We start from the raw sequence: 23144 nt of genomic DNA, 5'->3' as shown, positions 1-23144 counted from the left end.
AATGGACGCGTGGAGCCGTAGCCGTTGACAGCCCGCCCGATGCAAAGACTCGACCCTACAGGCCGATATCGCAATGCAACAAATCTATCGCGGTGCAACATAAGGGGAGATTGGCAGCTTGCGCTCGCGCACTCACGCCTTCTTCAGGAACTCGGTTTTCAGCACCAGGCCCTTGACCTGCTTTGTGCTGCACTCGATTTCGCCGGGGTTGCCGGTGAGGCGGATGTTTTTCACCAGCGTGCCTCGCTTGATCGTCTCCGACGTGCCCTTGACCTTCAAATCCTTGATCAGGGTCACGGAATCGCCCTCGTGCAACTGCGCGCCATTGCTGTCTTTCACGATCGCGTCTGTCATGTCGGATCTTTCATTGGGCAGTCATTAACAGCGCCGGGCTTATCCCGCCGATGCCGACACGGTCAAGCGCGCCGAGCAGCCTTGCAGCTTGGTGGAGGCTCACCCCTGACTCGGATTGCCATTCGATTTGTGAAGGACAAATCGGGGCAATCCGACCTCGCCCCCACAGGTCGAAGCCAGAGGTGCGCTCTCAATTCGCCAGCCATTTGTTGCACGCCAGCTAAATATACCCGATCATGGCGGTTGGCAGCGGAGACATTCAGTGGCGGCAAATCGTCGAAACGGCACGCAGCCCGGACTGGCGGGCATTCTGTCCGCCGCCAACATCCATCCGCGCACCTCATTGCCTACCGTCGCCACGATCGTGACGGCGGTGGCAGCACTTTATTTCGGGCGCGAGGTGTTCCTGCCGATCGCCATCGCGCTACTGTTGACCTTCGCCCTTGCCCCCGTGGTGTCGGCGCTGAAGCGTGTCGGCATTCCCCGCCTTCCCGCAGTCATCGTCAGCGTGCTCGGCGCCTTTGCCGCGCTCGCCTTTTTCTCCTTCATTGTCGCCACGCAGGTCAGCGAACTGGCGCAGAACATTCCGGTCTACCAGACCAACATCCTGACCAAGATCCATTCGCTCAAGCAAACCGGCGTCGAGGGCGGGATCATTGCGCGGTTGAGCCGGGTGATCGAGCGCGTCGGCCAGGAGATCGACCAGCAGGATCCGTCGCCGCCTGTCGCCGACAAGCCGAAGCGCGAGCCGGTGCCGGTCGAGATCGTCGCCCGCGAACGGCCGCTGCAGGTTCTGCAGAACCTTGTCGGTCCGCTGATCAGCCCGCTGGCCTCGGCCGGGTTGATCGTCATCGTCGTCATCTTCATGCTTTTGGAGCGGGAGGATCTGCGCGATCGCTTCATACGCCTCGTCGGCTATGGCGATCTCCACCGCACCACCCAGGCGCTGCAGGATGCCGGCAAGCGGGTCGGGCAGTATCTGATCATGCAGCTGATCGTGAACACCGTCTACGCCATCCCCATTGCCATAGGGCTGTGGATCCTGGGCATACCCAATGCGCTGCTATGGGGGTTGCTGGCCCTGGCGCTGCGCTTCGTTCCCTATATCGGCCCGGTCATTGGCGCGCTGCTGCCGCTGTTCCTGGCACTGGCCGTGGCGCCCGGCTGGTCGCTGGTGCTGTGGACCGCCGGGCTGTTCGTGGCCATGGAGCTGGTCACCGGCAACGTCATCGAACCTTGGCTCTACGGCTCGCGCACCGGCCTGTCGCCACTGGCCATCATTGTCGCGGCGATCTTCTGGACCTGGCTGTGGGGACCGCTCGGCCTGGTCCTGTCGACCCCGCTCACCGTCTGTCTGGTCGTGCTCGGCCGGCACGTGCCGCAGTTCGAATTTCTCGACGTGCTGTTCGGCAACGAGCCGGTGCTGGAACCGCATGCCAGGCTCTACCAGCGGCTGCTGGCCGGCGATCCCGACGAGGCCACCGACCATGCCGAGGAGATGCTGGAGGAAAAATATCTGGTCGAGTTCTACGACAAGGTCGCCATTCCAGCCTTGCTGCTCGGCGAGCAGGACCGCGTGCGTGGCGTCATGGGCGACCAGCAAAGGCGGCAGGTGGCGGCGAGTGCGCTGACGCTGGTGGCGAACCTCGACGACAGTGCGCAGGAGGAAGCGGACGAGGACGAGGAGCCGGCCGATGGCGCCAAGGTCGACGCGGGAAAAGAGGCAGCGGAAGAAAGCGAGGACGACACCGAACTGCCTGACGGCACCGGCATCTCGGTGCTGTGTGCCGGCGGCCGCGGCGAACTTGACGATGCCGCCGCCGCCATGCTGGCGCAGGTGCTGGAAGTGCAAGGGGCGACGGCCTCGAAGGCGAGCTTTGCCGACATTGAAGCGGCAAGCATTCGCGGCCTTGAACTCGGTGCGGTCGACACCGTCGTGGTCGGCTTCCTCAACCGCGACTCCGTCAAGCACGCCCGCTTTCTGGTGCGCCGGTTGAAGCGCGCCCGGCCGGCACTCAGGGTCGGCATCGTGTTCTGGTCGGAGACCGGCAACGACGACAAGGAGGCTGCCGCCAAACTGGCCGGCGACCTGAATGCCGATTTCGTCGCCCACGACATGGTCGACGCCGCGCTTGGCGCCTTGTCCAACGAGCCGCCGGTGGCGCTCAAGCTCGCCACCAAACGCCGCCTGCGCCGCCGCCAGCCCGCCGCCAGGAAAGCGCCGCTCGCGGTCGCCAGCTGAGCCGGCGGCCAGTTCGATTTCTGTCTCTTCACGAGGGCTCAGATTATTGGCTGGCAATATCTCTTATGAGATCTGCCAGTGGCGTTTCCTCGCCGGCAAAGCTCTCGATCATGGCGTTGAGCACACGTTCGCGCTCGAGCACGTCGGCATTGAACGAAAACCCTGCGTTCTCAGTCAGCATCGCCAGAAAGGTAAGCTGCGTGCGGCCGTTGCCTTCGCGGAACGGATGCACGGCGTTGATTTCGGCAATCACGTGCGCCGCCTGGCCGGCGAAATCGAGGACGGCTATCCCGCAAAGGTGATCGGCATCGACCAACGCGCCGAAAATCCGCTGCATCTCCTGGTCGATGTACTCGGGGTAGCAGAACCAGTTGCCACCCTTGCCGATGCGAATGGTGCGGACTTTACCCGCCCATTCATAGACGTCCTGGAACAAATGATGGTGGATCGCCCTGTAGTGCTCGTAGTCCAGATTGCCGGCAGGAATCTGTTCATCGGCCCGGGTCAGAAAGAGTGCCAACTCGAACTCGTCGAGTTCGGCCTGATCCCCGATATTCAGCTTGTTGCGAAGAACTGTCGTGCCGGGGTAGCACAATGGGTCGTCTTCAGCGGCGTAGACCACCGGCCAACTCTATTTTTTGCGGTGTGCCTGTTCGCGGATGAGCGTCCTATGCTCATCGCCGCTCAGTCCGCGCTCGCGGCTCTCTTTCAGGATTGTGCCCATACGCGGGGACAACTTCATGCCTTCGACAGCGCTGATCTTTTCGCCCCTGTCGCTGCTCAGGACGAACTGGCCGCTTTTGGCCGAGCGGACGACTTTGAAACCGTTCTTCATGGGATCACACTACCACGTCTCGCGATTCTGCGGCAACCGCGCCGCGATCTCCCGGTCGCCAAGGTCGCCCGCGTTGCACCCTTGGTAAGCAATCCGCACGTGGCCGTCAGCGCGGTGTCGCCGGTCCTTGTCGCGCGGAGTCCGCCAGTTGGTGCCGACACGCGCATAGCAGCGGCTCATATTTTAGCGATAACTTGACAACGCTGCCACCCTGGCGGCATCTGCCGAAGGATCATTTTGGGGTGAGAACAACGATGAAGAAAATCTACAAGAAGCCGACGCTCGACAAGCGCCAAAAGCTATCCATGGTGACAACAGCGATACCTGCGTCCACGGAATAATCAGAGGAAATAGTCGCATTTGGGGCCGCTCCCCGTGGGGAGAAAGTTCTGGCTGCCAGGAGCGGGCGGTACACTTGTAAGTGCCCGCCCGTCCGGCGCCCCCGCCAATGCCGTTGTTCCCGAAACCCCTCAGCCCCGTTATCAACAGCCCACGGTTATGGCGTGACCCATGGGTGAGCGAATATCCGTTGGCGGTGGGCGCTGTCAACGCCGCCTGCCGGGTCGCTTGACCGGCTGTTTCGAACCACTTTGGGGGCCGCGCCGGCGGTCCGCGCCAGCACTTTCGCGACCATGAAAAGCTTGGGAAAGGGCGGTTTTCTGCGGTTTTTGATGGCCTCTGGCCGGGGCCAACGGCAGCGCTTGAGCCGCCATCTAGGCGCTTGAATCGACTGGTTTTTCGCCGGCTGGTGCGTTTTGCCAGAGCGTTTTCAACTTGACTTTTTTTGGGTGTATTTCTTCGGCAGCAGTTTTGGGCATGGCCGTCGCAATCGGCCACCCTCACGCGGCGGTGAGAGGCGAGGGCGATGGTCATCAAGAGCTGTCGCCTGACGATGACAATCAGGCGGTTCGAGGTCATCGCCGCGACGGGCGGTGTCCTTGCTCGCGCTGGTCGGACGGCTTTTTGTGTTCAGCTTGAAACTAAACCTGTCCCGGCTCGTGGCTTTGATGCCAGGTTAAATCCTGGTGGCTCTAACCTCCATTCGCCCGCTGGTCAGCGCCGGCGGGCTTTTTGTGAGGCATCGAGAGAGCCGACGCCGGGCGTGAAGCCTCACGAAGGTCGTTCCCTGCCGATCGCCACATACTCGAAAACTCTTTCCCTGGATGTCGTTTGACCCGCCCTGATCCAGGTTTCCGTCACTCTGATCCAGCTCGTTTCACCTCGTCTCAAGGTGACTGCTCTTCTTATCGCCCGTTCGGCGGCTTCGAAAGGGATCGGTGCTTCAATCAGGTGCGTCGCCAGAACGATGTCGTTTTCGACTTCTTCGACGCGATAGGTTTTCATCGCCCTAGCCATCTCGCTGACTATCCGCAGCCTGACCTTTAGCCGAATGATCGCAACAGATTCAGTTGCCTATAAGTACAGGGTCGGCAGAGATCAAAGGTGTTGACAAAACGAAATCACATGAGCGCCGGCTAATAGATGGGCGCCGGAGATCGCCATGGTCGGCGCTTGGCATGAAAAGGGCGGGCTGCGTCGTCGAGCCAACGGCAGCACGCCGATAAGATTGGGTCTGCGGCCGTTATTGCCGGCGAGGAAATGGCGAGCCAAGCCCACCATTTCTGTGCCGCAATCCGTGAGGCAAGCTGCGTTTAGTTCGCGCCGCCCAGCTGCATGGTCAACTTGCAGAAATCATTGTGCTGCTTGTCGATCGTCTGGTTGCTGCATTCCTTCCACGTTCCGGGCTTCGCCACGTTGGTCATGCTCGCTTGCGACGACATGCTCTTCATGCTGGTCTCGGTGGAGAACGTGGAGGGATTGTCGAGCGCGCCGGCCAGAGCCGCACCGCTCACCATCGAAAGCGCCACGGCGCCCAGGCAGATCATCTTGATATTCATCGTCAGTTCCTCTCGTTTGCTTTGGGATCGTCCAGTATGCGATCGAAAGGAGAAACGGATATTTAAAGCAAAAGTTTCAATGTAGGGAATACAAAACCAATAAGTCAGGAGTTTTGTTTAAATTATATATTTGTTTTGTGGATCCATCCCCATGGGATGATTGCGCAGATAGGATCGATGCGCTCGCCCGTTGCTGACAAGAACGACTTCGCCGCGACAAGAGTTTCCTGCCGCTGCAGGAATGTTTTGGGATCCTGAGGGTGCATGCAGTGGGTTGCCTCCCGCCCGCATGTCTTGCAGTGTCAGCTAGCCCTCGCCAGCACGAAATCATGCTCGACCTCCCAGAACGGGCCGGCGAATTCGAGCTTTCTTGCGCGCGCCGGATCGTCGATGCGCTTGAACTCCGCCAACAGGCTCTCTTTCACCCCGAACACGGCGTCCGAATTGATGTAGGGGTCGTCAGGGTCGAAAATATGCGTGGTCAAAGTCTCGAAACCGTCGGCCTTGAGGATGTAGTGCAGATGCGCCGGGCGGTAGGGGTGCCGTCCGAGCCCATGTAGCAATTTGCCGACCGTGCCGTCGTCGGGGATCGGGTAGAATTTCGGCTTCACCGCGCGGAACCAGTAGCGGCCGTCGGCGCTGGTGCGGAACACGCCGCGCAGGTTGAAGTCGGGCTGGATGCCCTTCTGTTGCACGTCGTAAAAACCCTCGTCATTGGCCTGCCAGACATCGAGCACCGCGTTGGCGATCGGTCTGCCCTCGGTGTCGAGGATGCGGCCGTGGATGAACATCTCCTCGCCCTTGCTGTCGAGGCAGATATTGGCGCCCATCGGCAGTTCCGGCGCGTCGGCGAGATGGAACGGCCCGAGCACCGTCGATTCCGAAGCGCCCGACGGCTTGCGGTTGTTGATGGCATCGACCAGCATCGAAACGCCGAGCACATCCGACAGAAGAATGAACTCCTGCCGCCAGTCGGTGCACAGCTGGCCGGTCCGGGTCAGGAATTGGATCGCTTCGAACCATTCGTCCTGCGTCGGCTCGATCTCCTTGACCGCCTCGTGCAGCTTTCGCGTGATGACCTCCATCACCGCCTTCAGCCGCGCGTCCTTGGCGTTCTTGTTGCGGCCGGTGACGACCTCGACCGAATTCGCCTCGGTGAAGAAGCCTTTTTCGTGCGCTTCCATGTCTCTCACCTGTCCAGGATTGCAGTCAGGGCTTTGCGCAAGTCAGCCGTCGGGTCGCTGCTGATTGCGTCCTTGCGCCAGCCGACATGCTGGTCGGGGCGCACCAGCAGCACGCCGCTGTCGCGCACCTCGCGGGCGCGTGCCCAGTCGCCGGAAAAATCCTGCCAGTTCTGGCGCGGACCGATCAGATGGCCAGTTATGTCGATGCCCAATTCCTTGCCCACCGCCTTGGCGGCATCGAGCCAGCCTTGGCCGCCAATGCCGGTCAGCACGGTGAACTTGCCATGACCGGTCAGGTCGAGCGTCGAGACCTTGTCGCCCCTGTCGGAGTGAACCCAGACATGCGGCAACCGGGCGCCGGGCCATGACGTCGGCTGATGATGCAGTTCTGCGTCCTTCGCGAAGGCCGGCTCCTCCTGTCCGTCGGTGACGATGGCGTTCGATCTGTAGCGCTGGTTCATTTCGACGCCGTGGGCATCAAATTCGTAGACCTTGGAGGCGATGGTCTCGCGGATCTTGGCGCGCTGCGCTTCGGCCGCCGGCGTGTCGTCGCAGCGGGCATCCATGTTTGACTGCATCTTCACCGGATCGATGGAATCGAGCAGACCGAGCGCCTTGAAGATCGGGCCAAACTCCTCGATCGACTTGTTGGCGCGGGTGACGATCTGCTTGGCCACCGGCGCCCGCTCCTGCGAATAACTGTCGAGCAATCTCTCGCCTGCCTTGCCCTTGATGACATGGGCAAGCTTCCAGGCGAGATTGAAACCGTCCTGGATCGAGGTGTTGGAGCCAAGCCCGTTGGATGGCGGGTGGCGATGGATGGCATCGCCCATGCAGAAGACGCGACCCTTGGAGGTCTGCGTGGCGTACATGTTGTTGACGGTCCAGGTCGACACCGACTGGATGTCGATCTCGAGTTCGGGATCACCGACGAGGTCGCGCGCGACCTTCCTGGCGAAGGCGTCGTCGACCTTGGGGGCCGGCTGGTTGATGTCGTAACCCCAGACGATCAGCCACTCGTTCCAGGGCCGGATCATGCGCACCAGGCCCATGCCGATGCCGCCGACATCGGCGCCCGGCTGCACCACCCAGTAGAGCACCGACGGGCGGTGGGCGACGTATCTGGAGAGGTCGGCCTTGAACAGGATGTTCATCGAACCGCCGACACCCATCTTGCCTTCGAACGGCAGGCCGGCATGTTCGGCGACCAGCGAATTGCCGCCATCGGCGCCGACCAGATACTTTGAGCGGATGGTGATGTCCTTCCCCGTCAATCGATCCCGACAGGTGGTGGTGACGCCGTCGGCATCCTGCACATGCGAGAGATACTCCATCGACATCCGCGATTGCGTGCCGCGCGAACAGGCGGTCTTGAACAGCAGCGGCTCCATAAAGGTCTGCGGCAAATCGTTCATGTGCGCGGGCGACGAGAGCAGATGCTCGGCGCGGCTGAGCGGGTGCTTGCCCCAGCTGCGCATGCGGCCGATCTCCTCGCCGGCGAGCGAGGTGCAGAACACGTTCTCGCCCATCAGATCCTGTTCGGTGGCATGCATGTAGGCTTCCGCCTCGACCTCCGTGCCGAGGTCGCGCAACACCTCCATGGTGCGCTGGTTAGTGATGTGCGCGCGCGGCGTCGCGGCCAGCCAACGATAGCGGTTGATCACCATGTTCTCGACGCCATAGGTCGAAAGCAGCGCCGCGGTTGCCGAGCCCGCGGGCCCGGTGCCGATGGTCAGCACGTCGGTGGAAATGTCAGCCATGCGGTCCTCCCTTTTTGCTTGATGGTACTGGTCCGCCGGTCAGTCGGCGGCGGACAGGAAAAAGCTGGATGCCGGTGCGCTCGGCAAACAGGCCCCACAGGCCGCGCGGCGCAAACAGCATGATGGCCATGCCGATCAGCCCGAGGATCAGCAGATACCAGGAGCCGTAGTCGGCAAGCAGGTTCTGCAGGATGTAGAAGACCATGACGCCGACGATCGGCCCTTCGATGGTGCCGATGCCGCCGATGACGACGATGAAAATGACATAGGCCGTCCAGTCGACGACGGAGAAGGCGGCGTCCGGCGAGATCCGGGCCTTCTGCACATAGATCAGCGCCCCGGCGAGCCCGGTGCCGAAGGCCGCCGCCAGATAGACCAGCGTCTTCATCCGGCGTGCGTCGACGCCGACCGAGCGCGCCGCTTCCTGGTTGTCGCGCACGGCGGCGAGTCCCAGCCCCTGCTTCGAGCGCAGCAGACGGTAGACGAGGCCGATGGTGGCGATGGCAAGCAGCAGCGCCAGCCAGTAGGTCAGGATGTCGCCGGCGCCGGATGATTTGACGCCGAACAAATCGCCGATCAGTTGCAGCGCCGGCATGTCGCGGGTCGCTTCACGCGGCAGCGAAGTGCCGGTGCCGCCGCCCAGCATCTTCCATTGCGCCAGCGCCAACCGCACCACTTCAGCGATGACCCAGCTGCCGATGGCGAAATAGGCGCCTTGCAGGCGAAACAGGAAGAAGGCGGTGGGAATGGCAAGCAAGGCGCTGGCGACACCGGCGAGCAGGATCGCGATCAGCGGGTCCATACCGCCGAGGATGGCGAGGGCGAACATGGCGTAGGCGCCGAAACCGACAAAGGCCTGCTGTCCCACAGAGACCAACCCGGCATAGCCGGCGAGCAGGTTCCAGTTCTGCGCCAGCACCAGCATGGTGAGGATGAAGAACAGGTCCTGCAGCACGCTGCGCGAGGCAAAGAGCGGCGCGGCGAAGGCAAACAGGATGATGAGCGCGGCGACGATGGCGAACGCGGAGGACGCCTTGGTTCGCGTTTCGACTTTCCAGCTTGTGAGGGAGGTGTCGGTCATGGTGCTCAATCCACCGCGCGCGGAAACAGCCCGCGCGGCCTGACCAGAAGAACCACCAGAAACGCCAGATGCCCGGCCAGGATCTGCCATTCCGGGTTGATCGCGGCGCCAAAAGTCTGGGCGACGCCGATGACGATGCCGCCGAACAGCGTTCCCCACAGCGAGCCGAGGCCGCCGATGATCACCGCCTCGAAGGCATAGATCAGCCGCGCCGGGCCGATTGTCGGATCGAAGTTGGCGCGCGTGCCGAGATAGAGCGCGGCAATCGTCACCACCACCATGGCGATGCCGGTGGCGGTGGCGAAGATCCGCTTCGGCTGGATGCCCATCAGCCCGGCGGTGACAGGATCGTCCGAAGTGGCGCGGAAGGCGCGGCCGAGCGACGTGCGGTAGAACAGCTGGTTGAGACCGACAATCACCGCGATGGCGGAGGCGAGGGTGAGCAGCGGCATGACGCCGACATTGATCGGCCCCAGCGCCAGCGAGGCGGAGTCCAGTCCGCCGACCGGGATGCGCCGGCTGTCGGCGGAAAAACCTTCGAGCAGGCCGTTCTGGATGACGATCGACAGGCCGAAGGTGACCAGCAGCGGCGGCAAGATGTCGGCGCCGAGCGTGCGGTTGAGCAGATGGAATTGCAGCGCCCAGCCGATGGCGAACATCACCGGCATCGCCACAAGGGCTGCCACGAACGGATTGAGCCCGAGTGCCGAAACCAGCACCAGGATCAGGAAGGCGGCAAGCACGATGAGATCGCCATGCGCCAGATTGACCAGCCGCATAATGCCGAAAACGAGGCTGAGGCCGGCGGCGAACAGGGCGTAGAGCCCGCCGAGCAGGATGCCCTGGATGATGGTGTCGAGCCACATCATGCGCCGGCTCCGAAATACGCTGCGTGGATGGCCTCGCGCGTCAGCGTCGAGGGCGCGCCGGAGAGCGTGATGCGGCCTTCCATCATGCAATAGACGCGGTCGCTCACTTTCAACGCCTGGCCGATATCCTGCTCGACCATGACGATCGAGGCGCCGGCCGCGCGGATACTGGGAAAAGCGGCGTAGATATCCTTGATCACCACCGGCGCCAGGCCAAGGCTGATCTCGTCGCACAAAAGCACGCGCGGGTTGGACATCAGCGCCCGGCCGATTGCCACCATCTGCTGCTGGCCGCCGGACAGCGCGGTGCCGGGATTGCTGCGCCGCTCCTTCAGGACCGGGAACAATTCGTAGACGCTCTGAAGGCTCCAGTGGCCGGCAACGGCTCGCCCGTAGCGGCCGATCAACAGGTTCTCCTCGACGCTGAGCGAGGGGAACAGTTTTCGCCCCTCCGGCACCATGGCGATGCCGCGCGCGACGATGTCGGGGGCGGGCAGGGCGCCGATCGCCTCGCCGTCGAACAGCACTGCTTGCGCCTGGTTGGCGAGAATGCCCGCAATCGAGCGCATCAGCGTCGTCTTGCCGGCGCCGTTGGCGCCGATGATGGCGATGGTCTCGCCCGGATCCAGCACGATGTCGACGCCGAACAGCGCCTGGAAGTCGCCGTAATGTGCGGTGAGGGCCTTGGTTTCGAGCAAAGCCATCAGATTTCGATCCCGAGATAGATCTCGCGAACCTCGCGCGACGCCATGACGGCGTCGGGCGTGCCCATGCCGATGATCTTGCCGAAGTTCAGCACCAGCAGCCGCTCGACGACGGAGTTCAGCGCGTGCAGCACATGCTCGATCCAGATGATCGACATGCCGCCTCTGTGGATGCCTCTGATGGTCTCGACCAGCATGCCACATTCGCCCTCGGTCAGGCCGCCGGCGATCTCGTCCAGCAGCAGCAGCCTGGGTTCGGTCGCCAATGCGCGGGCCAGTTCCAGCCGCTTGCGCTGCAAAAGGCTCAAGCCGCCGGCCGGATGGTTGGCGCGTTCGATCAGCCCGGTCTCGACCAGGATTTCGGCGCAGCGGTCGCCGACCTCGGTTTCGGTCTTACGTGCGCCGAAAGCGCCGGCGACCAGCAGGTTCTCGAACACGGTCAGCTTCTCGAATGGCTGCGGGATCTGGAAGGAACGGCCGACACCGGCGAGGCAGCGTTGCATCGGCGGCAGCCGGGTCACGTCCTGGCCGTCGAAGCGGATGCTGCCGGCATCGACTGAGATGTTGCCGGTGATCAGGTTGAACAGCGTTGACTTGCCGGCGCCGTTCGGACCGATGATGCCGAGTGCCTCGCCCTGCCGCAGCTCGAACGAAACCGCGTCGGCGACCGTGAGGGCGCCGAAGCGTTTCGAGACATCGGAGAGCGCGAGGATAGGCATGGTTAGCCTCTCTTCTCCCTGTTTACGGGGAGAAGATGCCGGCAGGCAGATGAGGGGCGGAGCCAGCCTTGCCGAACTTGGCGCTGCCCCTCATCCGACCCTTCGGGCCACCTTCTCCCCGTGAACGGGGAGAAGGGAAGGTGCGATGCCGCGCTCATCCGATAGCTTCCATCGTCCCGCCGGTCGGGATGCTGGGCGCGGTCTTGTTGTCGGTGATGACGAGGTCATAGCCGTCGCCCTCCTTCAGCCGCCACTGGCCGCCGACCAGTGGCGTCTTGGCGATGTTCTTGGCGGCGAAGGGCGGCAGATTGGCGCCGTCCCAGGCGATTGGCCCGACCAGTGTGTCGAGCTTGGTCGCGGCGATCGCCGCCGCCACCTTGTCGCCGTCGCCGGGCTCGCCCGCCCGCTTCATGACATCGACGGCGATCTCGAACAGCGCATGGACAAAGCCGATCGGCTGCGTCCACTGCCGGCCGGTGGCCTTGGTGAAGCCCGCTGCCACCTGCGCCGAGCTTTCGCCGGTCAGCGACGACTTGAACGGGTGGTTGGGCGTCCACCAGACTTCCGACGACAGATTGTGCCCGGACTTGCCGAGCGCCTCGACCGATTGCGGGAACAGGATTGCCTTGCCGATCGACGCCACCTTGGGCGTGAAGCCCTGCTGCTTGGCCTGGTTCCAGAAGGTGGTGAAGTCGGGCGGGATCATCACGCCGGTGATGATTTCGCACGACGCTCCCTTGAAGGCGTTGATCTGGGCTGAAAAATCGTCGGTCAAGTTCTGGTAGCGGCCGGTATCGGTCAGCCCGTAGCCGCCCTTGGCCAGCACCGGCGGGAAGCCGACAGTGCCGTCGCCCCAGGCATTGCCGTCGCCATCATTGGGAAACAGGCCGCCAACCTTCTTGTTGGTCTCGACCTGCGCCCACATGTTGGTGAACACGGCGATGACGTCCTCCAGACCCCAGAAGAAGTGGTAGGCATAGTTGAACGGCTTCCACGACGCGGGATCGCCGGGATTGCCTTGCTGGCCGATGAACCAGGGCTGCCACGGCGCCACCGTCGACAGGCAGGGCACTTCCTCGGCCTCGCATGTGGTGGCGACCGGGTTGGTGGTCTCCGGCGTCGAGGCGACAAGCATCAGATTGACCTTGCCGTTGACGATCAGTTCCTTGGCGACTTCCGCCGCCCGGTTCGGATTGGACTGGCTGTCCTTGACCACCACCTCGTAGTTGAGGCCGGCCGCCTTGGTGGCGGCCAGAAAACCGTCGATGATGAACTTGTCGGCCTCGGCGAAGGCCGCCAGCGGGCCTGACTGCGGGCTGACATAGCCGAGCTTGATCGGCGCGTTCTGCGCAATCGCCGGCATCGCCAGCCCCGATGTGCCGGCAAGCATGCCGGTCGCGGCGGTGTTCCTGATGAATTCGCGTCTGGTGATCATTGCTGTTCCTCCCTTTGTTACCTTCAGCTCTGCTCGTCTTCAGTCTTGCGGGCGTCTTCCCTCCCACGCGTCCTGCAACAGGGCGCGGATTGCAGCTTGGTCGAATGGCCGCGGGTTCCAGTACGGATTTTGCGTCGCGATCCCGGCGGCGCGGTCGAGGTCTGCCTGCTTGAGGCCCAACTCTTTGAGCGTCAGCGGCGCGCCGATGGATCTGGCGAAATCGTGCAGGCCGCCTCCGGCACTGCCGAAGATGTCGGCGACAGGCTTCAGTAACTCAGGCACGGCGGCGGCGTTGAAGCCGATCGTGTGCGGCAGCATCACCGCATGGGTCTCGGCATGCGGCATGTCGAAGGAACCGCCCAGCGTGTGGCAAATCTTGTGGTGCAGTGCCATGCCGACGGTGCCGAGCACGGTGCCGCACAGCCAGGCGCCGTAAAGCGCATCGCCGCGTGCCTCGAGATTCCTGGGCTCTTTCACCAGCACGGGAAGGGCAGCCTTGAGGGCGCGCAACCCTTCGGTCGCCATCAGCGTCGACACCGGATTGCGGTCCTGCGCATAGAGCGCCTCGGCCGCATGCGCCATGGCGTTGAGGCCGGAAGTGACGCTCATCGCCACCGCCAATCCGATGGTCAGTTGCGGATCGTAGATCACCACTTCCGGCAGGATCTTTGGGTCGCGCAGCGTGGTCTTCACGCCAGCTTCGGTCTGGCCGAGGATCGGCGTCACCTCGGAGCCGGCATAGGTGGTCGGGATGACGATCTGCGGCAGGTCGGTGCGCCAGGCGATCGCCTTGCCGAGGCCGGTGGTCGATCCGCCGCCGAGCGCGACGACGCAGTCGGCATCGACGTCGCTCGCCTTGGCCATCGCCGCTTCGGTCACTTCGACCGGCGTGTGCATGGCCGCGCCCGAAAAGGTGCCTGCCGCCAGCGGGCCAAGCGTCTTCGCCAGCGCTTCGCCATCGGCGGCCTGGTGCGGCGTCGACAACACCAGCGCGCGTTTGCAGCCGAGTCTTTCGACCCAGCTTGCGACATCGGCCGAGGCGCCATTGCCGAAGACGATATGCGCCGGGCTGCCGGAATAAATGAAGGAACGTGTCATGCAGCCCGGCTCCCCTTGCGCGCCATGACCATGACGAAGCCGAAGTCGAGCGCCCAGCTGTCACGGCCTTGCCCGGTGACGCGGTTGAAGTCGCCGACCAGTTCCGGCTTGACGCCGAACAGCGCGTCCTCGTCGAGGCGCGGGTCGCCGCGCTCGAACACTTGCGTCGTCAGCGTCTCGAAATTGTCGGCGCGGATGAGAAAATGCAGGTGCGCCGGGCGGCTGAGCGGATAGCCGATGCGGCCGAGCAATTGTCCGACCGGTCCGTCATCCGGCACGCCGTAGCCGGCGGGCTTCACCGTGCGATAGTGGAAGCGTCCATCCTTGTCGGTGGTGAAGACGCCGCGCAAATTGAATTCCGGCTGCAGATCCGGCTGCTGGTTCTCGTAAAACCCTTGCGAATTCGCTTGCCAGGTCTCGACTGTCGCGCCTGCAATCGGCACGCCGTCGAGATCGACGACGCGCCCGGAGACAGTCAGCGGCGCGCCGACGCCATCGAGGCAAATGTCGGCGCCGAGCGGCAGCCGTGGCGCGTCGGCGCGATAGAACGGGCCGCGACCGGTGTTGGGCGTCGCGCCTTTTGGCCGGCGCGAGTTGATCTCCTCGACCAGCGCGGTGACGCCGAGCAGGTCGGAGAGCAGCACCCATTCCTGCCGCTTCTCGTCGCTGGCATGGCCGATCTCGGTGAGGAAAGCGATGGCCTGCCGCCAGTCGGCGGCGGTCGGTCGGGTTTCCCTGACGATCTGGTGGAGATGGTCGACGACGCTGGCCAGGAATTGCGGCAGCGGCCCGGCCTTGGCCTTCAGCAGGCGCTGGGCGACGAGTTCGGACGAGTTGGCCTCGTTGAACGATGATGGGCCGGCCTGCGACATGGTCCTCCCCAGGTTTCACTTCACGAGGGGGACCATAACGCAGGCCATGAATGAAGATGATGATTTCTTCTCGGATTAATATATCATATCGTTATGAAACTCGACGAAAGGCATCTGGTTCAGCTCGCGGCGGTGGTCCAGGCCGGCGGCGTCACCGAGGGCGCGGCGCTCATCGGCCTGTCGCAGCCGGCGGTGTCGCGCACTCTGTCGATGCTGGAGAAGCGGCTGGGCGAGCCGCTGTTCCTGAAGGGGCGCCGGCCGTTGCAGCCGACGCCGCTCGGCCGTGCGCTCGCCGATCATGGCCAGGTCATGCTGGCGGCCTCGCGCAAGGCCTCGGACATCGTCGCCAATTTCAGCCAGGGCCGCTCGGGCGTGGTGCGGGTCGGCGGCACACCGTTCTTCATGGATGCGCTGATCTCCGGCATGATCGCCGATTTCCAGAACGCCTATCCGGATGTGCGCGTCGACCAGAGCTATGGCTATCTGCCGGACCTGCGCGCCGCCATCAATGCCGACCGCATCGACCTTGCCGTCTGCCCGATCGATATTCTGGAGGAGGGGTCCGGCATGGAGTTCCGAGAAATCCTGCCCGGGCGCAATGTCGTCGCCTGCCGCGCCACGCATCCGCTGCTGCTGCGCCGCAAGCTGAAAACCGTCGATCTGCTCGACTACCCCTGGATCGCGCCGCCGCCCGGCAGCCCGCTGCTGGAGGATCTGCGCAGCCTGCTTTTGTCGCTCGGCGCCACCGAAATAAAAATCCGCTATTCCGGCGGTTCGCTGACCAGCGCCATCAACTACATGAAGGAAACCGATGCGCTGACGGTTTTGCCGCACAGCGTCGTCTTCGCCTTTCGCAAGGACAAATCGATCACCGCTCTGCCGGTGGCGATCCCGCATCCCGAGCGCGCGCTCGGCCTGCTCAGGCGCGCCGACACGCCGCGCGCGCCGGCCGTCGATGCCTTCGCCCGCCACATCCGCCAGAGCTTCGACAACCTCAAGCACCTGATCAAGCGCCACGAGCAAGCGGTGATCTGGGGGGCCTGACATCGTTGGCGTGTTCGCAACTGCGTCGCCGCGGTCTTCAAAACGTCAAAAAAGTATCAGTCACATGGACAGACCGTGGTGGCGGCTGCAACAATTGCCGCCTAAGCTTTGATCACTGCGGAGAGCGGCATACGCGGCCTGCGGGACAAGGCACTGCAACTGGTCGCACGACCGGACCGGCGCCGGGAGGAACGAAGATGAATCCGGACTTGGAAGTTGTCCAGATCAGACGTGGCGAGTCGTTCAAGGCGTGGGCCCACGGCTACCCCTTCCACACCGTGCGCTGGCACTTCCATCCCGAATACGAAATCCACCATGTCGTCGCCACCACAGGCCGCTATTTCGTCGGCGACTTCATCGGCGAATTCGAGCCCGGCAACCTCGTGCTGACCGGTCCCAACCTGCCGCACAATTGGGTGAGCGACGTGCCTGCCGGCGCCGTGGTGCCGCTGCGCGGCCGCGTCGTCCAGTTCTCGCAAGAGTTCGTCGCCGACGCCACCACCGCACTTCCCGAACTCGCCGGTTGCACCGGCATTCTCGAACTCAGCCGTCGCGGCGCGCTGTTCTCGGCTGCCACGGCCGAGCTTGCCGGGCCGGTGCTGGCCGAACTGGTCGAGGCGCAAGGCGTGCGCCGCATCGCGCTGTTCATGACGCTGGTCGATATCCTCAGCCGCGCCGCCGACGTGCGGCCGCTGACCAGCGCCAACTATCTGCCCGACCCCTCCGGCTTCATGTCGGCCGGCGTCAACAAGGCGCTTGCCTACATCAATGCGCATCTGACCGAGCCGTTCAGCGAAAGTGACCTTGCCGCCATTGCCGGCCGCAGCCCCAGCGCCTTTTCGCGCAGCTTCCGCCGCCACACCGGCATGGCGCTGGTCCAGTACGTCAACCGACTGCGCATCAATCTCGCCTGCCAGCTGCTGATGAGCGAAGACCAGATGTCGATCACCGAGATCTGCTACGCCGCCGGCTACAACAACATCTCGAATTTCAACCGCCAGTTCCTGGTGCAGAAGGCCATGTCGCCTTCGCGCTTTCGGGCCTTGCTGGCGGAAAACATAAGCGCGGAGATTGCCGCCTAACAGGGAGGACCGGGAGGAGCCTGAACATTTGCAGAAGGAAAAAACGCGGGGTGCGCTGGAGGCGCCCCGTGCTGGAGATCGCTTGTCTTGAAATCCAGCAATATCAAGAGGATGAAGCCAGAACAGAGCGGTGATCCAGGCGGATTCGGCCGAGTTCAGGACAAAAAATCCTCTCAACTGTTCGACTTGCAGTCAAGGCCCGGCGCGCCATTTTTGGCGTCCAGGCTTTCGTGAAACCATTCCTTGAAACGGAGACATTCGAATGACCAGATTTGCTTGGAAATCGACCGGTGCGGCAGCACTGGCACTCTCTCTCCTGAGCGGCACCGCCGCCTTTGCCGCCGAGGTCACCGACGCCACGGTTGCCTTCTTGATGCCAGACCAGGCCTCGACGCGCTACGAGCAGCACGACTATCCCGGCTTCGTCGCCGAGATGAAAAAACTCTGCCCCGGCTGCAAGGTGCTCTACCAGAATGCCGATGCCGACGCCTCGCGCCAGCAGCAGCAGTTCAACTCGGTGATCTCGCAGGGCGCCAAGGCGATCGTGCTCGACCCCGTCGACTCGACCGCCGCCGCCTCGCTGGTCAAGCTGGCGCAGAGCCAGGGCGTCAAGGTCATCGCCTATGACCGGCCGATCCCGACCGCTCCGGCCGATTTCTACGTCTCCTTCAACAATGAAGGCATCGGCAAGGCGATCGCGGATTCGCTGGTCGAGCACCTGAAGGCGCTGAAGGTCGATCCCGCCAGCGGTGGCCTGCTGCAGATCAACGGCTCACCGACCGACGCGGCAGCCGGCCTGATCAAGAAGGGCATCCATTCCAGCCTCGACAACAGCGGCTATCCGATCCTGGCCGAGTTCGACACGCCGGAATGGGCGCCGCCGAAAGCACAGCAGTGGGCGAGCGGCCAGATCACCCGCTTCTCGACCAAGATCCTCGGCGTCGTCGCCGCCAATGACGGCACCGGTGGCGGCGCTATCGCCGCCTTCAAGGCAGCCGGCGTCGATCCAGTGCCGCCGGTCACCGGCAACGATGCGACCATCGCTGCCCTGCAGCTGATCATCGCCGGCGACCAGTACAACACCATCTCCAAGCCGAGCGAGATCGTCGCGGCCGCCGCCGCCAACGTTGCCGTCAAGCTGCTGTCGGGTGAGGCGCCGAAAGCCGAAATGACGCTCTACGATACGCCCTCGCAGCTGTTCACGCCGGCGGTGGTGACGCAGGAAAACCTCAAGGCGGAGATCATCGACAAGAAGATCAACACGGCCGCCGAGCTCTGCGTCGATCGTTACGTCGAAGGCTGCAAGAAGCTCGGCATCACCAACTAATAGCACTATCATCAGGTCCGGCCGCCCTTGCGGCGGCCGGACGTCAAAACAACCGGCCTTTCGGAAAGGTTTGCCATCCATGACCGACATTTCTGACGGACCGGTTGCCACAGGCGAGCTGGTGCTCAGCCTGCGCGGCATCTCGAAGAATTTCGGCGCCGTGTCGGCGCTGACCGATATCGATCTCGACGTGCATGCCGGCGAGGTGGTGGCGCTGGTCGGCGACAATGGCGCTGGCAAGTCGACGCTGGTCAAGATCCTTGCCGGCGTCCACCAACCGAGTTCGGGAACGATCAATTTCCGTGGCCGGCAAGTGACCATGCCCGACCCCAGTGCGGCGCTGACGCTCGGCATCGCCACCGTCTTCCAGGACCTGGCGCTGTGCGAAAACCTCGACGTCGTCGCCAACATTTTTCTTGGCAAGGAGCTCAATCCGCTGCGGCTGGATGAGGTAGCGATGGAGATCCGCGCCTGGACGCTGCTCAACGAATTGTCGGCGCGCATTCCGAGCGTCCGCGAAGCGGTCGCCTCGCTGTCCGGTGGCCAGCGCCAGACCGTGGCGATTGCCCGCTCGCTGCTGCTTGAGCCGAAACTCATCCTGCTCGACGAGCCGACAGCCGCACTCGGCGTCGCCCAGACGGCGGAGGTGCTGAACCTGATCGACCGGGTGCGCGAGCGCGGCCTCGGTGTGCTGATGATCAGCCACAATATGGAAGACGTGCGCGCTGTCGCCGACCGCATCGTCGTGCTCAGGCTCGGCCGCAACAACGGCGTCTTCGAACCTGACGCCTCGAACCAGGAACTGGTCAGCGCCATCACCGGCGCCTCCAACAATGCGGTGTCGCGCCGTGCCGAGCGGCGCAGGCTGGAGCAAAAACCCGTGCAAGAGCACAAGCAGGAGCAGCGGCCATGAGCGCGGAGCCCAAGCACGACACCTCGGCGTCTACAGCGCTCGACCGCAGCGACGTGCGCGTCAAGCATGCGACAGGCGTTGGCGGCACGATCAGCGCCTTCCTCGACCGCGTGCGTTCCGGCGATCTCGGCTCGCTGCCGGTGGTCGTCGGGCTGGTGATAATCTGGACGGTGTTCACCACGCTCAATCCGGTGTTCGTCTCCTCGAGCAATCTCGTCAATCTTTTGTTCGACTGCTCGACCGTCGGCGTCATTGCGCTCGGCATCGTCTGCGTGCTGATGGTCGGCGAGATCGATCTCTCGGTCGGCTCGATCAGCGGCTTTGCCTCGGCGCTTGTCGGCACGCTATGGGTCAACCAGGGCTGGCCGGTGGCGCTCGCCATCCTTGCCGCCGTCGCCTTCGGCGCGCTGATCGGCTCGCTCTATGCGCTGCTGTTCAATCGACTTGGCATGCCGAGCTTCGTCTCGACGCTGGCCGGCCTGCTCGCGGTGCTCGGGCTGCAGCTCTACATCCTCGGCTCCACCGGTTCGATCAACCTGCCTTACGGTTCGAACCTGGTGAATTTCGGCCAGCTGCTGGTCATGCCCAAATGGGTGTCTTTCGGACTGGCGGCGGTACCCGGCATCGTCATGCTGATCACCGGCCTGCGCACCGTCAGCCGCCGCCGCGCCGTCAACCTGTCGGCGCCGTCGGTCAGCGGCCTGATCGTAAAGGTCGCCGCCTTGACCATCGTGCTGGAGCTGATCGTCGCCTATCTCAACCAGGCACGCGGCATCCCGTGGATGTTCGGCCTGTTCGTCGGCCTGGTCGTGGCGATGAACTATGCGCTGACCCGCACCAAATGGGGCCGCTCGATGACCGCCGTCGGCGGCAATCGCGAAGCCGCGCGCCGCGCAGGCATCAAGGTGCGGCTGATCTATCTCAGCGCCTTTGCGATGTGCTCGATGTTCGCCGCCCTCGGCGGCGTGCTGTCGGCCGCACGCCTTGCCTCGGCCAGCCAGCAGGCCGGCACCGGCGACGTCAACCTCAACGCCATCGCGGCGGCCGTCATCGGCGGCACCAGCCTGTTCGGCGGCCGCGGCAGCGCCTATTCGGCGCTGCTCGGCATCATCGTCATCCAGTCGATCGCCAGCGGGCTGACGCTGCTCGACCTGTCGTCGTCGCTTCGCTACATGATCACCGGCGCCGTTCTGGCGATCGCGGTCATCGTCGACTCCCTGGCGCGCCGTTCGCGGGTTTCCCACGGCCGAGCCTGAACCCAGTAGACAGGAAGACCATCGAAATGGCTCAGGATTTGAGTGGAAAAGTCGCGGCAATCACCGGCGCCGCCTCGGGCATTGGGCTCGAATGTGCCAGGGCGCTGATCGCCGCCGGCGTACGGGTCGTGTTGGTCGACCGCGCCGAGGACAGGCTGAAGGAGGTTTGCGCGGAGCTTGGGCCGCAGGCGATCCCGGTGGTGGTCGATCTGATGAAGCCGTCGAGCGTCGCCACCATGATGCCTGAGATTCTGGAGAAGGCCGGCCAGCTCGACATCTTCCATGCCAATGCCGGCGCCTATGTCGGCGGCGAGATCCTCGGCGGCGATCCCGATGCCTGGGACCGCATGCTGAACCTCAACATCAATGCGGTATTCCGTTCCGTGCACGCCGTGCTGCCGCACATGGTCGAACGCAAGACCGGCGACATCATCGTCACCAGCTCGATCGCCGGGCTCGTACCCGTCGTCTGGGAGCCGATCTACACCGCCTCCAAACATGCCGTGCAGGCCTTCGTTCACACGGTCCGCCGCCAGGTCGCCAAGCACGGCCTGCGCGTCGGCGCCGTGGCGCCAGGACCCGTGGTGACGGCGCTGATCAGCGACTGGCCAAAGGAGAAGCTCGACGAGGAGCTGGCCGCCGGCGGCCTGATGCAACCCGCCGAGGTCGCCGAAGCCGTGCTGTTCATGCTGACGCGGCCAAGGAACATCACCATCCGGGATCTGGTGATCCTGCCGCAGAGCAATGATTTGTAGGAGCGAATAGGGAGTAGCGAATAGCGAATAGGAAAATTATCGCTCGCTATTCGCTATTCGCTATTCGCTATTCGCCAATTCCTCGAGGTTCCCCCATGCCCCCACACTTCCTCGGCATCGATGTCGGCACCGGCAGCGCCAGGGCAGGGGTGTTCGACGCTGAGGGCGCCATGCTGGAGTCGGCCAAGCGCGACATCGCACTGTTCATCGAGCCGGGCGAGATCGCCGAGCAGTCGAGCGACGACATCTGGCGCGCGGTCTGCGCCAGCGTGCGCGAGGCGGTTGCGAAGTCCGGGCTTGGTCCGCGCGATATTGCCGGCATCGGCTTCGACGCGACCTGTTCACTGGTGGTGATCGGGCAGGGCGGTGCACCGTTGCCGGTTGGCCGCTCGGGCGACAGCCAGCGCAACATCATCGTCTGGATGGACCATCGCGCCCTCGACCAGACGCAGCGCATCAATGCCGGCAAGCACCGCGTGCTCGACTATGTCGGCGGCACCATCTCGCCGGAGATGGAGACGCCCAAGCTTTTGTGGCTGCACGAAAACCTGCCCGAGAGTTTTGCCGCGGCCGAGCATTTCTTCGACCTGACCGACTATCTCACCTGGCGCTCGACCGGCAGCCTGGCGCGATCGATCTGCACCGTCATCTGCAAATGGACCTATCTCGGCCATGAGCGGCGCTGGGACGAGGCGTATTTCCGCGCCATCGGCCTCGGCGCGCTCGCCGACGAGGGCTTTGCCCGGATCGGCACCGAAATCGTCGAGGGCGGCACCGCACTCGCTCAAGGGTTGACCGAAACCGCTGCCAACGAACTCGGCCTGCTGCCGGGAACGCCGGTCGCAGCCGGTCTGATCGATGCCCATGCCGGCGGCGTCGGCACCGTCGGCGGCAAAGGTGACGTCGGTACGCTGCAATCGCGCATGGCCTATGTCTTCGGCACCTCGGCCTGCACCATGGCCAGCACCAGCGAGCCCGCCTTCGTGCCGGGCGTCTGGGGTCCGTATTTTTCCTCGATGGTGCCAGGCCTGTGGCTCAACGAAGGTGGTCAGTCGGCGGCGGGCGCGGCGATCGACCATCTCATCGCCTTTCACCCCGCCTCGGCCGAAGCATCAGCAAAGGCCAAGGCGCAGGGCACCAGCCTTGCCGCCTGGCTTGGCCAGCAAGCGGCAACCCAGTCTGGCGGCCTGTCAGAGGCGGCGCGTCTGGCTGACGGCCTGCACGTCGTCCCCGAATTCCTCGGCAACCGTTCGCCCTTCGCCGACCCCGAGGCCAAGGCACTGATCGCCGGTCTCGGCATGGACAATTCCATCGAGAACCTGGTCGCGCTCTATGTCGCCGGCCTGTGTGGTCTGGGCTATGGCGTGCGCCAGATCGTGGCGGCGATGGCGGGGAAAAACATAGCCATCGACACCATCGTCGTCAGCGGCGGCGCCGCGCAGAGCGAACTGGTCCGTCAACTGCTGGCCGACACCACAGGACTGACCGTGGCCGGATCGACCTCGCCCGAACCGGTACTGCTGGGATCGGCCATGTTGGGCGCGGTGGCTGCGAAGACTTATCCCGACGTGATATCGGCGATGACCGGCATGTCGCGCATCGGCGAGATCTATCGTCCGGCCGGCGGAGTGAAAGCCTGGCACGACAAGCGCTTCACTGCCTTCGAACTGCTACAACGGGCAGGGCGCGCGATCCGCGGCTGAGCCGATCCGAAAC

The 23144-nt window shown here is 63.9% G+C and carries 22 protein-coding genes; 8 read left to right on the top strand and 14 right to left on the bottom strand.

Annotation, left to right across the window (positions count from 1 at the left end):
* Positions 1–132: 132 nt before the first annotated feature.
* Positions 133–354, bottom strand: a complete 222-nt coding sequence (locus AC1DXN_RS28295; RefSeq protein ID WP_477242115.1) for an alkylphosphonate utilization protein — start codon at positions 352–354, stop codon at positions 133–135.
* Positions 355–616: 262 nt separating this feature from the next.
* Between AC1DXN_RS28295 and AC1DXN_RS28290 the strand changes: the two genes are divergently transcribed.
* A complete protein-coding gene (locus AC1DXN_RS28290) occupies positions 617–2596 on the top strand; it encodes an AI-2E family transporter (protein ID WP_477278175.1) in 1980 nt (659 codons plus the stop codon).
* 43 nt (positions 2597–2639) lie between these two features.
* Here AC1DXN_RS28290 and AC1DXN_RS28285 read toward each other — a convergent pair whose 3' ends face one another.
* From AC1DXN_RS28285 to AC1DXN_RS28225, 13 genes are all read right to left on the bottom strand, one after another.
* Positions 2640–3218 (bottom strand): Fic/DOC family protein, encoded by a 579-nt coding sequence (locus tag AC1DXN_RS28285; RefSeq protein WP_477278173.1) that lies wholly within the window; start codon positions 3216–3218, stop codon positions 2640–2642.
* Positions 3219–3227: 9 nt separating this feature from the next.
* On the bottom strand, positions 3228–3431 hold the full coding sequence (locus AC1DXN_RS28280; RefSeq protein WP_477278171.1) for a hypothetical protein: 204 nt from the start codon (positions 3429–3431) through the stop codon (positions 3228–3230).
* A gap of 1110 nt (positions 3432–4541) precedes the next feature.
* Positions 4542–4775, bottom strand: a complete 234-nt coding sequence (locus AC1DXN_RS28275) for a hypothetical protein (RefSeq protein ID WP_477278169.1) — start codon at positions 4773–4775, stop codon at positions 4542–4544.
* A gap of 308 nt (positions 4776–5083) precedes the next feature.
* Positions 5084–5329, bottom strand: coding sequence for a hypothetical protein (locus tag AC1DXN_RS28270; RefSeq protein ID WP_477278167.1), 246 nt, complete (start codon positions 5327–5329; stop codon positions 5084–5086).
* Between the two features lie 302 nt (positions 5330–5631).
* Complete coding sequence (locus tag AC1DXN_RS28265) at positions 5632–6513, bottom strand: intradiol ring-cleavage dioxygenase (protein WP_477278166.1); 882 nt, start codon at positions 6511–6513, stop codon at positions 5632–5634.
* Between the two features lie 5 nt (positions 6514–6518).
* A complete protein-coding gene (locus AC1DXN_RS28260; RefSeq protein WP_477278164.1) occupies positions 6519–8273 on the bottom strand; it encodes an FAD-dependent oxidoreductase in 1755 nt (584 codons plus the stop codon).
* On the bottom strand, positions 8266–9354 hold the full coding sequence (locus AC1DXN_RS28255; RefSeq protein ID WP_477278162.1) for a branched-chain amino acid ABC transporter permease: 1089 nt from the start codon (positions 9352–9354) through the stop codon (positions 8266–8268). The genes AC1DXN_RS28260 and AC1DXN_RS28255 overlap by 8 nt, the downstream gene beginning before the upstream one ends.
* Before the next feature lie 5 nt (positions 9355–9359).
* Positions 9360–10223, bottom strand: coding sequence for a branched-chain amino acid ABC transporter permease (locus AC1DXN_RS28250; RefSeq protein WP_477278160.1), 864 nt, complete (start codon positions 10221–10223; stop codon positions 9360–9362).
* A complete protein-coding gene (locus AC1DXN_RS28245; protein WP_477278158.1) occupies positions 10220–10927 on the bottom strand; it encodes an ABC transporter ATP-binding protein in 708 nt (235 codons plus the stop codon). Before AC1DXN_RS28245 ends, AC1DXN_RS28250 begins: the two co-directional genes overlap by 4 nt.
* Positions 10927–11646 (bottom strand): ABC transporter ATP-binding protein, encoded by a 720-nt coding sequence (locus tag AC1DXN_RS28240; RefSeq protein ID WP_477278157.1) that lies wholly within the window; start codon positions 11644–11646, stop codon positions 10927–10929. The genes AC1DXN_RS28245 and AC1DXN_RS28240 overlap by 1 nt, the downstream gene beginning before the upstream one ends.
* Before the next feature lie 154 nt (positions 11647–11800).
* Positions 11801–13081, bottom strand: a complete 1281-nt coding sequence (locus tag AC1DXN_RS28235) for an ABC transporter substrate-binding protein (protein WP_477278155.1) — start codon at positions 13079–13081, stop codon at positions 11801–11803.
* A gap of 39 nt (positions 13082–13120) precedes the next feature.
* A complete protein-coding gene (locus AC1DXN_RS28230; protein WP_477278153.1) occupies positions 13121–14179 on the bottom strand; it encodes a maleylacetate reductase in 1059 nt (352 codons plus the stop codon).
* Positions 14176–15051: a dioxygenase family protein gene (locus tag AC1DXN_RS28225; RefSeq protein ID WP_477278151.1), complete on the bottom strand. Its 876-nt coding sequence runs from the start codon at positions 15049–15051 to the stop codon at positions 14176–14178. Before AC1DXN_RS28225 ends, AC1DXN_RS28230 begins: the two co-directional genes overlap by 4 nt.
* 93 nt (positions 15052–15144) lie before the next feature.
* Between AC1DXN_RS28225 and AC1DXN_RS28220 the strand changes: the two genes are divergently transcribed.
* The 7 genes from AC1DXN_RS28220 (at position 15145) to AC1DXN_RS28190 (ending at position 23131) form a co-directional block, all read left to right on the top strand.
* Complete coding sequence (locus AC1DXN_RS28220) at positions 15145–16095, top strand: LysR family transcriptional regulator (RefSeq protein ID WP_477242141.1); 951 nt, start codon at positions 15145–15147, stop codon at positions 16093–16095.
* A gap of 197 nt (positions 16096–16292) precedes the next feature.
* The gene (locus tag AC1DXN_RS28215; RefSeq protein ID WP_477278150.1) at positions 16293–17177 is read left to right on the top strand and encodes a cupin domain-containing protein; all 885 of its coding nucleotides are present in this window, start codon (positions 16293–16295) and stop codon (positions 17175–17177) included.
* 262 nt (positions 17178–17439) lie between these two features.
* Positions 17440–18504 carry an ABC transporter substrate-binding protein gene (locus AC1DXN_RS28210; protein ID WP_477278148.1) on the top strand — a complete coding sequence of 355 codons (1065 nt, stop codon included), beginning with the start codon at positions 17440–17442 and terminating at the stop codon, positions 18502–18504.
* A 79-nt stretch (positions 18505–18583) separates the two neighbouring features.
* Positions 18584–19417, top strand: coding sequence for an ATP-binding cassette domain-containing protein (locus tag AC1DXN_RS28205; RefSeq protein ID WP_477278146.1), 834 nt, complete (start codon positions 18584–18586; stop codon positions 19415–19417).
* On the top strand, positions 19414–20673 hold the full coding sequence (locus AC1DXN_RS28200; RefSeq protein ID WP_477242149.1) for a sugar ABC transporter permease: 1260 nt from the start codon (positions 19414–19416) through the stop codon (positions 20671–20673). Before AC1DXN_RS28205 ends, AC1DXN_RS28200 begins: the two co-directional genes overlap by 4 nt.
* A 26-nt stretch (positions 20674–20699) precedes the next feature.
* Positions 20700–21428 carry an SDR family oxidoreductase gene (locus AC1DXN_RS28195; protein WP_477242151.1) on the top strand — a complete coding sequence of 243 codons (729 nt, stop codon included), beginning with the start codon at positions 20700–20702 and terminating at the stop codon, positions 21426–21428.
* Positions 21429–21523: 95 nt separating this feature from the next.
* Positions 21524–23131: an FGGY-family carbohydrate kinase gene (locus tag AC1DXN_RS28190; protein WP_477278144.1), complete on the top strand. Its 1608-nt coding sequence runs from the start codon at positions 21524–21526 to the stop codon at positions 23129–23131.
* The last annotated feature ends 13 nt before the right edge of the window (positions 23132–23144 follow it).

The sequence above is a fragment of the Mesorhizobium sp. P2_H9 genome, from assembly GCF_056403215.1.
This window is presented reverse-complemented; position numbering and strand designations above follow the sequence as displayed.